Annotated in this window: 10 protein-coding genes; 2 read left to right on the plus strand and 8 right to left on the minus strand. The window is 59.7% G+C overall.

Annotated features, from left to right (window positions below; all coding sequences use genetic code 11):
* Window positions 1–98 precede the first annotated feature (98 nt).
* Window positions 99–1442 carry a CDP-diacylglycerol--serine O-phosphatidyltransferase gene (gene pssA / locus AACY36_RS23490; RefSeq protein WP_339419094.1) on the plus strand — a complete coding sequence of 448 codons (1344 nt, stop codon included), beginning with the start codon at window positions 99–101 and terminating at the stop codon, window positions 1440–1442.
* 60 nt (window positions 1443–1502) lie between these two features.
* Here pssA and efeO (AACY36_RS23495) read toward each other — a convergent pair whose 3' ends face one another.
* Genes efeO (AACY36_RS23495) through efeU form a run of 4 tightly spaced genes read right to left on the minus strand, consistent with a single transcriptional unit; the run spans window position 1503 to window position 5726 of the window.
* On the minus strand, window positions 1503–2321 hold the full coding sequence (gene efeO, locus AACY36_RS23495; protein ID WP_339428242.1) for an iron uptake system protein EfeO: 819 nt from the start codon (window positions 2319–2321) through the stop codon (window positions 1503–1505).
* A gap of 27 nt (window positions 2322–2348) precedes the next feature.
* Window positions 2349–3653 carry an iron uptake transporter deferrochelatase/peroxidase subunit gene (gene efeB / locus AACY36_RS23500; RefSeq protein ID WP_339437013.1) on the minus strand — a complete coding sequence of 435 codons (1305 nt, stop codon included), beginning with the start codon at window positions 3651–3653 and terminating at the stop codon, window positions 2349–2351.
* Between the two features lie 14 nt (window positions 3654–3667).
* A complete protein-coding gene (gene efeO, locus AACY36_RS23505; protein ID WP_339457260.1) occupies window positions 3668–4870 on the minus strand; it encodes an iron uptake system protein EfeO in 1203 nt (400 codons plus the stop codon).
* Window positions 4871–4880: 10 nt separating this feature from the next.
* On the minus strand, window positions 4881–5726 hold the full coding sequence (gene efeU / locus AACY36_RS23510; RefSeq protein ID WP_339457262.1) for an iron uptake transporter permease EfeU: 846 nt from the start codon (window positions 5724–5726) through the stop codon (window positions 4881–4883).
* A gap of 170 nt (window positions 5727–5896) precedes the next feature.
* Between efeU and AACY36_RS23515 the strand changes: the two genes are divergently transcribed.
* Window positions 5897–6919, plus strand: coding sequence for an AraC family transcriptional regulator (locus AACY36_RS23515; RefSeq protein WP_339437010.1), 1023 nt, complete (start codon window positions 5897–5899; stop codon window positions 6917–6919).
* A 742-nt stretch (window positions 6920–7661) separates the two neighbouring features.
* On the opposite strand, the gene AACY36_RS23520 is transcribed toward AACY36_RS23515, so the two are convergent.
* The 4 genes from AACY36_RS23520 to mexE form a co-directional block, all read right to left on the minus strand.
* Window positions 7662–8186 carry a hypothetical protein gene (locus tag AACY36_RS23520; RefSeq protein WP_339428245.1) on the minus strand — a complete coding sequence of 175 codons (525 nt, stop codon included), beginning with the start codon at window positions 8184–8186 and terminating at the stop codon, window positions 7662–7664.
* Window positions 8187–8416: 230 nt separating this feature from the next.
* Window positions 8417–9832, minus strand: a complete 1416-nt coding sequence (locus AACY36_RS23525; protein ID WP_339428246.1) for a TolC family protein — start codon at window positions 9830–9832, stop codon at window positions 8417–8419.
* Window positions 9829–13008, minus strand: a complete 3180-nt coding sequence (locus AACY36_RS23530; RefSeq protein WP_339419106.1) for an efflux RND transporter permease subunit — start codon at window positions 13006–13008, stop codon at window positions 9829–9831. The genes AACY36_RS23525 and AACY36_RS23530 overlap by 4 nt, the downstream gene beginning before the upstream one ends.
* Window positions 13009–13023: 15 nt before the next feature.
* Window positions 13024–14262, minus strand: a complete 1239-nt coding sequence (gene mexE / locus AACY36_RS23535) for a multidrug efflux RND transporter periplasmic adaptor subunit MexE (RefSeq protein ID WP_339419107.1) — start codon at window positions 14260–14262, stop codon at window positions 13024–13026.
* Between the last annotated feature and the right edge of the window lie 48 nt (window positions 14263–14310).

Here is a 14310-nt window from a genome sequence, read left to right on the forward strand (position 1 = left end):
CTTGGTCAATTAATTTTTTTCCATGCCGCACAGCGAGACCTGAGCCCCCCCATGGTGTAAGCTCAGGGCTTCTTCGGATTCGACCCATTGCGAGCCTTATGCCGTTGTTCTTCAAACGCTCCCTGTTGCCCAAACTGCGCGGTTTCCCCCTCACTCCAGACGCCCTTGAGGTGCTGTCCGGCGCCGACGCGTATCGCCGTTGCCTGCTGGAGAAGATTGCCCAGGCCACGCGTCGTATCTACATTGTCGCGCTGTACTTGCAGCAGGACGAGGCGGGCCAGGAGATCTACGATGCGCTGCACGCGGCCAAGGCGGCACGGCCGCAGTTGGACATCGTGGTGGTGGTCGACTGGCTGCGCGCCCAGCGCGGTTTGATCGGCGCCGGCAAGCAGCCAGGCAACAGCGCCTGGTATCAGTCCATGACCCAAAGCCACAGCACTGAAGTGCCGGTGTATGGCGTGCCGGTGCAAACCCGCGAGTTGTTCGGCGTGCTGCACCTCAAGGGCTTTGTGATCGACGACACGGTGCTGTACAGCGGTGCCAGCCTGAATAACGTGTACTTGCACAAGTTCGACAAGTACCGCTTCGACCGTTACCACCTGATCCACAGCCAACCGCTTGCCGACTCCATGCAGCACCTGGTGGAACACGGGCTTGTCGCCTCCAAGGCGGTTAATCGCCTGGACCTGCCCAATCCCCCGACCACGCGCAGCTTGCGCAATGATATCGGCGACTTGCGCAGCCGTTTGAAACACGCGACCTATGACACCACGACGGGGCAGTTGCCCAATGGTCACCTGTTGGTCAGCCCATTGCTCGGGGTTGGCAAGAACAACCCCCTGAACCGGGTGATCCTCGAACTGATCGCCAGCGCCCAGCACCAGTTGACCATCTGCACGCCGTACTTCAACCTGCCGCTGCCGGTGACTCGCGAAATCAACCGCGCCCTGGCGCGAGGTGTGAAGGTCGACATCATCGTCGGCGACAAGACCGCCAACGATTTCTACATTCCGCCGAGCGAGCCGTTCAAGGTCATTGCTGCGCTGCCCTACCTCTACGAAATCAGTCTACGCCGCTTCGCCAAGCGCCATCAGCGCGACATCGACCACGGCCAGTTGAACCTGCACCTGTGGCACGACGGCGACAACACCTACCACCTCAAGGGCATGTGGGTCGACCAGCGCTACACGTTGCTCACCGGCAACAATCTCAACCCGCGGGCGTTCCGTCTCGACCTGGAAAACGCTTTGCTGATCGACGACCCGCAAGGCCAGTGGCTTGAACCGCGCCGCACCGAGCTGGCGCAGATTTTCCAGCACAGCACGCGCATCGAGCGTTATCAGGACCTGCAAACGCTGCTGGACTACCCGGAGGCGGTCGGCAAATTCCTGCGTCGGGTCAGCCGCGTTCGGATCGAGCGGCTGCTGTACCGCATCCTGTAGAACTGCAGGCGAAAAAAACCCCAGCCCCTCAACAGGGCTGGGTCTTTTTTTATCCAGCGTTTAGTTCAGGCCCAGCTTGCCACGCAACATGGACAGGTCTTCAGCCAGGGTGTTGACCGGACCCACCAGCGCCTTGCGGTCGCTTTCCTTGACCTTGTCGTAGGTCTCAAAGCCGCCGTCCTTGGTCTTGTACTTGGCCAGGATCTTGTCCACGGCGGCGAAGTTCTTGTCGACTTTGGCCAGGAAGGTTTTGTCTTGCTTCTCGATCTGGCCACGGAACAGGTCGACGATTTTTTTTGCGCCGTCGATGTTGCCCTGGAAGTCGTACAGGTCGGTGTGGCTGTAGCGGTCTTCCTCGCCGGATATCTTGGTGGCGGCGACTTCTTCAAGCAGCGCTGCGGCGCCGCCGACGACTTTTTCCGGCGGGAAGGTCAGGCCGTCGACGCGGGTCTTGAGGTCGTTGACGTCGGTGTTGAGTTTGGCGGTCAGGGTTTCCAGGCCCTGGGTGCTGTTTTGCGAGAACAGTGCGTATTCGAGGCGGTGGAAGCCGGTGAAATCTTCGGCGGTCACGCCTTTTTCATGGTCATCGACGCGGGAGTCGATGGACGCATCGAGATCGCTGAACAGTTCGGCAATCGGCTCGATGGACTCATAATGTACGCGGGTCGGCGCGTAGAGCTTTTTGGCGGTGGCCAGGTCGCTTTTATTGATGGCGTCGGTGAACGCCTGGGTCTGGGTGACCAGCTCACCGATTTCTTCGGTGACGTAGATCTTGTAGTCCGACACCGGGCCTACCAGGTCCAGCGGCGCGGTAGCGGCAAACGCTGCCAGCGGCGAAAGGGTCAGCAACAACGACAACGCAATGGTCGACTTCTTCATAGGACGATTTCCGCTCTGGGGGTTGTTTTAGGGAGTGGCAGTGGTGTGAGGGTGCGTTGCAGCCAGCAGCGTGCGCCCGATGAAATCCTTGGGCCCAGTGACCCCCGGCAAGGTGAAGAAGTATCCGCCGCCGACCGGCTTGAGGTACTCCTCCAGGGGCTCGCCGTTGAGCCGGGTTTGTACGCTGATAAAGCCTTTCTCCAGGTCAGCCTGGTAGCAGATGAACAACAGCCCCATGTCCAACTGACCGTTTTTGTTGACGCCGTTGGAGTAGTTGAACGGCCGGCGCAGGATCAGGTTGGCCTGCGTCTGCGGGGTGCGCGGGTTGGCCAGGCGGATATGGGCATCGAGCTTGGTCAATGTGCCTTCCGGGTCCTTGCTGTAGTCGGGTACCTGGGTTTCTTTGGCGCCGTCCATCGGCGCGCCGGTCGGCTTGATGCGGCCGATGATGCTTTCCTGCTCTTGCAGCGGGGTTCGGTCCCAACGCTCGACGAAGTTGCGGATGATGCGCACGGCCTGATAGCTACCATTGGCCGCCCAGGCCGGTTCGTCGCTGCCAGGCTGGACCCACACAATCTGGTCCATGGCCTTGGCGTCGTTGGAATTCGGATTAGCCGAACCGTCACGGAAACCGAGGAAGTTACGCGCGCTCTGCGCAGGTTCTCCGGGTTTACTCGGCGCCTGCGGCGGTACGCTGCCTTCCTGCTTCCAGCGCACCATCAGCAGGTCCGGCAGGTTCTTCACAATGTCGCGCAGGGCGTGGATATTGGTGTCAGTGGTGTTGGCGCAAAATTGCAGGCTCAGGTCACCGTGGCACTGCGCCGGTTCCAGCGCGTCGTTGGGGAAACCGACCATGCGGCTCAGGCGCTTGGGCTTGACTGCCGTGAGCCCGAAGCGCTCGTCGAACAGCGACTCACCGACAGACACGGTGATGGTGAGGTTGTCCGGCGTCACCACCGGGCCGAGAATGCCGGAGTCGGTGGGCGGCAGTTTCGGATCGACTTGCGGCACGGTGCCGCCGGTCATCAGAAAAGCGATGCGTTCATTCAACGTGCGGAACAGGCGTTCCAGGTCTTCACGGTCGCTGGCCAACACATCGAATGCGACGAGCATGCCGCAGGCCGGGCGCGGAGTGACGATGCCAGTCTGGTGCTTGCCAAAAAAATCGTGGTGGTCCTGGGTTTTGTCACTGCGGGGTGCCGCGGTGACTTGTTCCGCTGCGGCGGCCATGGCCGGGCAGCTCAATGTGCTACCGGCAATCGCGGCGCCGGTGGCGGCCATGCCCAACAGGACACGGCGCCGCTGAAGGTCAAACTGTTCTGAATTACTCATGTAGGCGGTCGTCTTCACTGCAGGCCGGAAAGGCCAAGGGCGGGGTCGATTCCATCGAGTGCAACGGCCAGAGCCTTGGCCTTGTCGGCGATCTGCTTGCGCTGATCGGCGGTCACGCTGTCGTAGCGGCGGTACTGGCCGTCGACTTTCAACTCATTGAGTTCGCTGTCGAACGCCGCGAGGGCGCTGTCGACTTTTGGTAACAGGTCGGCGGCGGACTTGCTCAGCAGCGGGCGCATCAGCTCGACGACCTTGTGGGCGGCTTGCAGGTTGGCGGCAAAACCATTCAGGTCGACGTGGCTGTAGCGCTCTTCTTCACCGCTGATGGCGCGCACATCGGCCAGGCCATTGAGGTTGCGCACCACGATGCTCACCAGTTGCTCGGGCGGCAGGGACTGGGCCAGCAGTTGTTGCTTCAGTGTCGTGACGTCGGTTACCAGGCGCTGCGCAATCGGCGCCAGGCCGTCGAGGCTGCGTTGTTGGAATAGGCTGTATTCCAGGCGGTGGAAGCCGCTGAAGGCCGGATCCTGTTCGCGTTTCTCAAAGTAGTCGGCGCGGGCGTTGATCGCGTTGTCCAACTCCGCCAGGCGTTGCGCCGCCGGGGCCAGTCGCTGGTAAGCCTCGCGCGCCGGTAGGTAAAGCGCTTGGGCTTGCGCCAGGTCACCCGCATCGATGGCTTTCTGTAAGGCAGTCACCGCCTTGACCAATGCGCTGCCTTGGCTGCTCAGATACACGCGGAACTCCGACAATGGGCCGATAAACGCCACCATCGACGGCTTGGCTCTGGCCTGGGCGTCGGATTCGGCGGTGGGCGTTACGTGCAAGGTGCCGCGCGGGTTGCTCAGCAGGCCGCACGTAATCGCGTAGTCGCCGGGCAACAGGTTGGCGTTGATCACCTGGCTTAGACCGGGGGCGATGTTCTCGCGCTCTTCGACCACCAGCACGCCGTCGAGGATTTCCCATTCCACGGCACGCTCGGAGCGGTTGATGATGCGAAAGCTCGCGCGGCCAGCGGGTACAGTCAGTTCATTCGGTTCGCAGGCATGGCCGTGGATGGTCACGGCAATTTCATTGTGGTTGACCTGGCGCTTGCTGGCCGCCAGTTGCGAGGCGTAATAGAACAGGCCACCGGCGGCGATCATCACGACCACCGAGCCCGCCACGGCCCAACGCAAGGCGCGGGGTGGCAGAGCCGGTTGAGGAGTTGGGTTGGACAAGAGGCGGTCCTTAGTGGGTGGAAACGGAAGAAGGAGTGGCGGCAGGTTTGGGCGGTGCAGCGGGCAGGAAGAACATCACCAGCGCCACCACCAGGTAAGTCACGTAAGCACCGAGGGTGCTGACGGTGGGTGCTTCCTGATAGCCGAACATGCCGGCCAGTACCGAACCCAGCGGGCTGTCCATCGGCAAAGCAGTGCTGAAGTCGAACAGCACGGTTTGCAGGTGGTTCCACACGCCCGCTTCGTGCAGGGCTTGCACCGAGTTGGCGAGGATGCCGGCGGCGACGACAAGGATGAACAGGCCGGTCCAGCGGAAAAACGCGCCGAGGTTCAGGCGCATACTGCCGGTGTAAATCAGGAAGCCGACAATGATCGCCAGGATCAGGCCGAGCAGGGCGCCCATCGGCGCGCCCGGGCCTTCGCTCTGCTGGAACACCGCCAGCAGGAAGAACACGGTTTCCAGGCCTTCACGGGCCACCGCGAAAAACACCATCAGGATCAGCGCGGTCACCTGGTGTTTGGAACCGGCCAACGCGTGATCCAGGGAGGCGTGCAGGGAATGCTTGATGGAGCGCGCCACTTTGCGCATCCAGAACACCATGGAACTGAGGATGCCCGCGGCGACCAGGCCGACGATGCCTTCGAACAGTTCCTGCTGTTTCTGCGGGAACTCGGCGCTGACCAATTCAAGGCCACCACCGACCAGCAGGGCCAGCGCAGCGGCGAGGAATACACCGATCCACACGGCGGGCATCCACTGGCCACGGCCGGTCTGTTGCAGGTAGCTGGCGATGATGCCAACGATCAATGCGGCTTCAATGCCTTCGCGCAGCATGATGAGAAAAGGAACGAGCATTTGGCACCGCAGTAGAACTAGATAGGGTGCTAAGTTGTATCATAATGATACTCATTGCTAAACAAGAAATATTGACTTTAGCTGAACAGGGCCTGAACGGTGGTGGCAAATCGCGACCCACTTTATGATGCATGCCATTATTTGCCGTACAACCGGATGCCCGATCGCTCATGTCGGAAAAAGACACCATCTCCATCCACCTCGTGCGCGAAGCTTTGTTGCAGAGCTGCGTGCCCGGGACGGCCAGTGCCGAAGTGCTGCATAAAGCCGGTATCGATCCGGCACTGTTAAGCGAGCCCACCGCACGCGTCTCTGCCACGACCTACGCGCGCCTGTGGCGCCTGCTGGCGCGGCGCAGGGATGACGAGTTCTTCGGCATGGACCCACGCAAGCTCAAGTCCGGCAGCCTGGCGTTCCTGTGCCGCGCCGCGATAGCGCAGCCGACCCTCGCCACCAGCCTGGAAACCGGCCTGGGGTTTCTGTCACTGGTGCTGGAGCGAATGCCCGCGCAACTGGTGCGTCAACAAAGCCTGGCGGAGATCGTGCTGCTGGAACCGGAGCCCGAACCCAACAGGGCCTTCACCTACTTTACGTATTGGATGATTGTGCATGGCGTAGCCTGTTGGCTGGCGGGACGTCGGATTCCAATTCTCGCGATTGAACTGCGCTGCTCAAAACCGGACTTCTGCGATGATTACCAGGTGATGTTCTCCGACAACCTGCGCTTCGACCGGCCGCGCACCCGCATGATCTTCTCCGCCGACTACTTGGACCTGCCGATCAAGCGCAGCGCGGAAGAGCTCAAACGTTTCCTGGCCCATGCGCCGGCCAATATTCTGGTCAAGTACCGCGACCCCGACAGCCTCGCTACCCACATCAAACACGACCTGCGCCAAATGCCTCCCGAGACCTGGCCGGAAACCGAAGGCCTCGCCGCCAGCCTGTGCATCTCCGCTTCCACACTGCGCCGCCGCCTGGCGGAAGAGGGGCAGACTTATCAGGGCCTCAAGGACAGCGTGCGTAAGGAGTTGGCGATTGTCTGGCTGGCCGAACCGCAGATCAGCTTTGCCGAGATCGCCGAGCGGTTGGGGTTTGCTGATACCAGTTCGTTCTACAAGGCTTTTCGTAAGTGGGCGGGGTCGAATCCGGGGCATTACCGAAGTTTGATTTTGAATGAAGTCGCGCGGTGTTAGTTCTGGTGTAAGGCGGCAAGAAATAACTTCTCTTATCTTTCATTAGCGTCTGAAGAGCTTTCCCGCAACTTTTTAGGATGTGGCCGGCATATCTCATCTGATAGTTCGTGCACAGTGGTTGGCATGGTTCTCGCCGATGCTTTCGCTGATTCCTACTTGGAGTTTCGCGATATTAAACGCTCGGTGTAAACAATCCTCCCTCCGGCTGTGAGGAATGCCTATGCATAACTAAAAACCTGCAGTTGCTTTGCTGCATGCGTCGCATGTTGAGATCTTGATTATTAATTCATGAAGGTGGATTTATGAAAAGTCTTATTGCATTGCCATTTGCATTATTGATGGGGTTGTCGTTTCAGGCGTCGGCCTTGTGCTTAAACGTTTCTGAAAGTTATAGCGGTATCATAGAGGGTAAGACGGAACTGACTGCGCATGGCCCTTTTACGATTACACCTGCCAACGGCTGTTCCGGAGCTAGCATTGATGCCTTTGTTTCTCCGGGTGGTGCGGGGAGTGCCCCTCGAATTCTAATTGAGCGAGAGTTGGGAGGGAGCTGGCAGTCGGTGTCGACTAGCATAGGAAATAGTGTTTCTCACGTCGGCAGTTTCGGAACGTATCGAGTGAGGTTGGACAATCCTGAAGCAATATCAAAGTCTTATTCAGGTAGTGTCAGGTACGGGCGTTAATACGCTTGCAGGTAGCGCGCTGAAGGTATCATCAGCGCGCTGCTTTCTGAGTGTTTTGATCATGCGTGATCATCTATAGATAAGGTACTGGCTGTGGAGCTTCCTAGGTAGGCCAGGGCATTGATTGCTTGGTTGGCACTAACCATTCGGTGAGTAATATACGCAATATGCTCCGGCTTCGAATAGCGATCAGTTTTGAAATACGCCATGTTATCTTCCAGTTTCTCGTTAAATAAAGCGATCGCATTGAATTTAACGTCCATTTTCGTTTGGCGGCCATTTGCATCTGATGCGCCGTCTCCCGATATGAACATCATGAACGTATTGTCATCGATGAGTCCGTTATCGTAAAGTTTGCTGCCCACTTCTTTAAGTTCGTTGGTGCTGATAGAAGTCAGGTCATAGCTTTTTAAAAAGATTTTTAGGTCGTTAATTTTTTCTGAATTTTTTAGCTTCAGCGTCTCCGCCGCTTTGGATTCTTCCGTCAGCGTAAACGCATTCGTCACCATGGTTGGGTTTCTGACCACACGAGCATCAGTTTGCTTCGATAACGTGGTCGCTGTGTTCGTAACAAGCATGCCCATAACAATCTCCTGTCTGTATTAAGAATTACACCCCCGTTATCGACGTACTAGAGTCCAACATTAGCTTTTGAAGAAATTTCAGAACCCTCTGACAGATAAGGCTGACTAATGTGCAGGCAACTTCCTAACTATCATCCCTGTAAAACACCCGACCAAAAAAAGCCCCGTGACCGAATGGACCACGGGGCTAAAAATTGGCTGGATGCGACCAACCAAAGGAGCTCTTTACTTCACTTGGCGGTGGCAACAACCGTGTCTGGCTGCCAGCCACCACCGAGTGCTTTGTAGATCGCTACAATCCCGCGATACAAATCCACTTCGGCCTGGGCCTGGGAGTCTTCGGCCGCCAGACGCTCACGTTGCGCGTCAAGCAGCACCAGGAAGTCCACGGTGCCTTCGCGGTAGCGGATCGCAGCCAGGTCGGCGGCGGCGCGGCTGGATTCGCTTTGGCGGATCAGCGAGACCAGGCGTTGCTGACGCTTGCCGTAATCACTGAAGGCGTTTTCGGATTCTTCCAGGGCCAACAGCACTTGCTGCTCGTAGTTCGCCAGCGCGCCATCAGCCTCGGCATCCGCACCGCGCAAACGGGCGCGTACGCTGCCCAGGTCAAAGGCGGCCCAGGTGATGCTAGGGCCGAGGGCCCAGGCATTCGCAGCGGACGAGCCGATCTGCGAACCGCGCCCGGCGGTAAAGCCGAGGAAGCCGCTGAGGCTGACCCGTGGGAACAAATCGGCCTTGGCCACACCGATACGCGCAGTGGCGGCGGCCAGTTTGCGTTCGGCACTGAGAATGTCCGGGCGACGTTGCAGCAGTTGCCCCGGGTCGCCAATCGGCAATGCCTTGGCAATCGCTGGCAGGTCTTTAGGACTCAGGTCCACCGTCAGCTTGTCAGGACGCTGACCGAGGAGGGTGGCGATGCGGTTACGCTCGCGCACTTGCTCGGCCTGCAGTTGCGGCACGCTGGCTTCAACCGCCGCGAGGCGTGCGTCGGCACGTTCCACATCCAACTGATCACCCACGCCGGCATCGCGCAGGCTTTCGGTGATGGTGCGCGATTCCTGCTGGTTCTTCAGGTTGTCCAGGGCAATGCGTTCACGCAGTTGCGCGCCGCGCAGTTGACCGTAGGCATCCACCAGTTCGGCAATCATAGTGACTTGCAGTTGGTACAAGTCAGCCTCGGCGGCTTGCTGGTCGGCGTCGGTGGCTTCCAGGTTGCGCTGTATGCGGCCGAACAGGTCCAGTTCCCAAGCCATGTCCAGGCCGAGATCGTAACGCTCGGTCTTGACGCGCCGGGTGGTCTGGCCCGGAATCTGGCCTTTGCCCTGGTCACTGCTGACGCGGCTGGTGATGGTCGGCATGGCGTCATTGCTGGCGTCATCGCGGATGGCGCGGGCGGCCCGCAGACGGGCAAAGGCGACGCGCAAATCGCGGTTGCCCTGCAGCGACTGAGTCACCAACTGGTTGAGGGTCGGGTCCTCGAACTGCTGCCACCAGATGCCTTCGAACTTGGCGTGGTCATACTTCTTGGCATCGGCGGCGGCCGTGACATTGGCCGCCTCCGGGGTCTGGGTTTTGTAGTCCGGGCCTACGGCACAGGCGCTCAGCGCCAGCACCAACAAGCTCGGCAAGAATACTTTCACACTCATTGCTGTGTCTCCAGCTTCAAGGCCTTGGCCGCTTTGCGCGCTTGCTGGCGCTCCACATAGCGACGGATCAGTACGTAGAACACTGGCGTCAGCAACAGACCGAAGAAGGTCACACCGATCATCCCGGAGAACACCGCCACGCCCATCGCATGGCGCATCTCGGCACCGGCACCGCTGGACAACACCAGGGGCACCACACCCATGATGAAGGCGAACGAGGTCATCAGGATCGGCCGCAGACGCAGACGGCAGGCTTCCAGTACCGCAGCCAGTGGGTCGAGGCCTTCTGCCTGTTTATCCTTGGCGAACTCAACGATCAGAATCGCGTTCTTACACGCCAGGCCCACCAATACGATCAGTCCGATCTGGGTGAAAATGTTGTTGTCGCCGCCCGAGATGATCACCCCGGTAATCGCCGACAGCAGCGTCATCGGAACGATCAGGATCACCGCCAGCGGCAGGCTCCAGCTTTCGTATTGGGCGGCGAGTACCAGGAACGCCAGCAGTACGCAGAGCGGGAACACGAACAGCGCGGTATTGCCCGAGAGAATTTGCTGATACGTCAGGTCGGTCCACTCGTAGGTCATGCCGTTGGGCAGTTCGTCTTTCAGCAGTTTTTCAATCGCAGCTTCTGCCTGGCCCGAGCTGTAGCCCGGTGCAGCGTTGCCGTTGATTTCAGCCGTGATAAAGCCGTTGTAGTGCATCACGCGGTCCGGGCCCGAGGTGTCGCTGACCTTGATGAAGGTCGCCAACGGGATCATCTGGCCTTTGTTGTTGCGCACTTTCAGTTGGCCGATCTGGTCTTCATCGAGGCGGAACTGTTGCTCAGCCTGCACGTTGACCTGGTAGGTGCGACCGAAGCGGTTGAAGTCGTTGGCATACAACGAACCCAGGTAGATCTGCAGGGTGTCGAAGATGTCGCTGATCGCCACGCCGTGAGTCTTGGCCTTTTCACGGTCGATAGCCGCATCGACCTGAGGCACGTTGACCGTGTAGCTGGTGAACAGGCCGAACAGCTCCGGCGTGTTACGGCTCTTGGTGATGATGTTCTGCACTTCTTTGTACAGCTCGTCGTAACCCAGGTTGCCACGGTCTTCGATCTGCAGGCGGAAGCCACCAATCGTACCCAGGCCCTGTACCGGCGGCGGTGGGAAGATCGCCATGTAGGCTTCCTGGATGTCGCTGTATTTACCGTTCAACGCGCCGGCAATCGCACCGGCGGACATGCTCGGGTCTTTACGTTCGTCGAACGGTTTCAAGGTCACGAACACGATGCCGCTGTTCGGGCTGTTGGTGAAACCGTTGATCGATAAGCCCGGGAAGGCTACGGCAGCTTCCACACCCGGTTGTTTCAGCGCGATGTCAGACATGCGCTTGATCACGTCTTCAGTGCGGTCCAGGCTCGCGGCGTCCGGCAATTGTGCGAAGGCCACCAGGTATTGCTTGTCCTGGGCCGGTACGAAACCGGTCGGGGTGTGGGCAAAGCCGAACCAGGTCAGCACCATCAAGCCGGCATACAGGAACAGCGCGATACCGCTACCGCGAATCACTCGGCGTACAGTGCCGACGTAGCCGTGGCTGGCTTTGTCAAAGAAGCGGTTGAACGGTTTGAACAACCAGCCACCAAACAGCTTGTCGAGCATCTTGGAGAAACGATCCTTCGGCGCGTCATGGCTACGCAGCAACACGGCGGCCAGGGCAGGGGACAAGGTCAGCGAGTTGAACGCCGAGATCACTGTCGAAATCGCGATGGTCAAGGCGAACTGTTTGTAGAACTGCCCGGTCAAGCCGCTGATAAAGGCAGCCGGAATGAACACCGCACACAGCACCAGCGCCGTAGCGATGATCGGGCCTGTCACTTCGCTCATGGCCTTTTCGGTCGCCGGGAACGGTTCCAGGCCCAGCTCGATATTCCGTTCGACGTTCTCCACCACCACGATGGCGTCGTCCACCACGATACCGATGGCCAATACCAGGCCGAACAGCGACAACGCGTTGAGCGAGAAGCCAAACAGGTGCATCACCGCAAACGTACCGATCAACGAAACCGGCACCGCCACCAAAGGAATGATCGAGGCGCGCCAGGTCTGCAGGAACAGGATCACCACCAAAACAACCAGAATCAGCGCTTCGAACAGGGTGTGCACCACCGCTTCGATGGAGCCGCGCACAAAGATGGTCGGGTCATAGACGATGCTGTAGTCCATCCCTTGCGGGAAGTTCTTTTTCAGCTCATCCATCTTGCCGCGCACTTCGTTGGAAATCTCGATGGCGTTGGAGCCAGGGCGCTGGAAGATCGGGATCGCCACGGCCGGCTGGTTGTTGAGCAACGAGCGCAGGGCGTATTGGCTGGAACCCAGCTCGATCCGTGCGATGTCTTTGAGGCGGGTGATTTCACCGTTGTCGCCTGAGCGAATCACGATGTTCTCGAACTCTTCCTCGGTCACCAGGCGACCTTGGGTGTTCACCGACAACTGGAATGCAGTGGTAGACGGCGCGGGTTGCGCACCCAGGGCACCGGCAGCCACTTGACGGTTCTGCTCACGGATCGCGGTCACCACATCGGTGGCGGTCAGGTTGCGCGAAGCGGTCTTGTTCGGGTCCAGCCATACCCGCAGGGAGTAGTCACCCATGCCGAACAGCTGCACGTCACCGACACCGCCCAGACGCGCCAGCTCATCCTTCACATTGAGCAACGCATAGTTGGACAGGTAGAGCATGTCGTAGCGCTGATCCGGGGAGGTCAAGTGCACCACCATGGTCAGGTCGGGGGAGGCCTTGTCCACGGTAATACCGATGCGCGTCACTTCCTCTGGCAGTTTCGGCTGAGTCCGCGTCACACGGTTTTGCACCTGCACCTGCGCGTTGTCCAGGTCGGTACCCAAGGCGAAGGTGATGGTCAGGGTCAGCTTGCCGTCGGCGGTCGACTGCGAGGACATGTACAGCATGTTCTCGACGCCGGTGATCGCCTGCTCCAGCGGAGCGGCCACGGTTTCGCCGATGACCTTGGGGTTGGCGCCCGGGAAGTTGGCGCGTACCACCACAGTCGGCGGCACCACTTCCGGGTATTCGCTGATCGGCAATTGGAACAGCGAGATCGCCCCGGCGATCAGGATCAACAGCGAGAGCACTGCTGCGAAGATCGGCCGCGAAATGAAGAACTTGGAAAAATTCATCTTGAGTCGTATCCCTTAACCGCGTGGAGTCGCGCTGGCAAGTTTGGGCGAGGCTTTATCCGGCGCCACTTGTTCCAGGTTGCTGGCTTCAAGCGCTTGTCGTTGTTTGGCCAAGGCGGCGAGGGTTTCCTGGCTGGCCATCGGAATGGTTTGCGGGGCCACTGGCGACCCTGGGCGCACGCGCTGCAGGCCCTTGACGATAATGGTGTCGTCCTTGTTCAGGCCGCTGCGCACGATGCGCAAACCTTCGATCTTCGGCCCCAGCTCCACCGAACGATAGGCCGGCTTGTCGCCTTCCATCACCAGCACGAATTTCTTGCCCAGGTCGGTGCCGACGGCTTCGTCGGTGATCAACACGGCAGAGTAGGTGCCGCTGCCGACCAGTTTCAGGCGTGCATACAGGCCCGGGGTGTACTCGCCCTTGCTGTTATCGAACACAGCGCGACCACGGATGGTGCCGGTGGCCGGGTTGACCTGGTTGTCGATGAAGTTCATCTTGCCCAAGTGCGGGTTGCCGGTTTCGTTGGACAGGCCCAGGTACACCGGCGTGGTTGCACCACGGCGGCCTTGGCGAGCCAGTTCGGTGTACTTGAGGAACACACGCTCATCGGCGTCGAAGTAGGCGTAGACCTTGTCGGTGGAGACCACACTGGTCAGCGCGGTGGTGTCGGCGGTCACCAGGTTACCGGCAGTGATTTCGGCACGGCTGACGCGGCCGCTGATCGGCGAGGTCACACGGGTAAAGCTCAGGTTCAGCTTGGCCAGGTCCAACTGCGCCTGGATCCCGGCAACGGCCGCGCGGGCTTCCTGGGCAGCGGTGGTGCGCGAGTCGGCCAGTTCGGCGGAAATCGCATTGCTCTGGCGCAGGCGCTCGCCACGTCGCGCTTCGTTATCGCTGCGGGAGGCGGCGGCGCGGGTTTGTTGCAACTGGGCTTCAAGGCGGCGCACTTCAGCCTGGAACGGACGCGGGTCGATCTGGAACAGCAAGTCGCCTTTCTTGACCAAGGCGCCTTCGGTGAAAGCGACTTGGTCAATCTGGCCAGAGACCCGTGGACGAATCTGCACGGTTTCCGGGGCTTCCAGGCGACCGGTGAATTCATCCCACTCGTTGACCGGTTGTTCCAGCACCTTCGCCACGCTGACTTTGGCAGCAGGCATGGCGGCCGCTTGTTCCGGGGTCTTGCCGCACGCGCTCATCACCACTACGGCCAAAATCGCCAAGGGGAAGCGCAAATGTTTGAGTGACTGTTCCATGAGGTGCATCCGCCAATGTATTTGAGATGGGCGGATCATGCGCGGCGA

Origin of the sequence: Pseudomonas sp. EA_15y_Pfl1_P101, assembly GCF_963970835.1 — a bacterium.
Taxonomy (GTDB): domain Bacteria; phylum Pseudomonadota; class Gammaproteobacteria; order Pseudomonadales; family Pseudomonadaceae; genus Aquipseudomonas; species Aquipseudomonas tritici.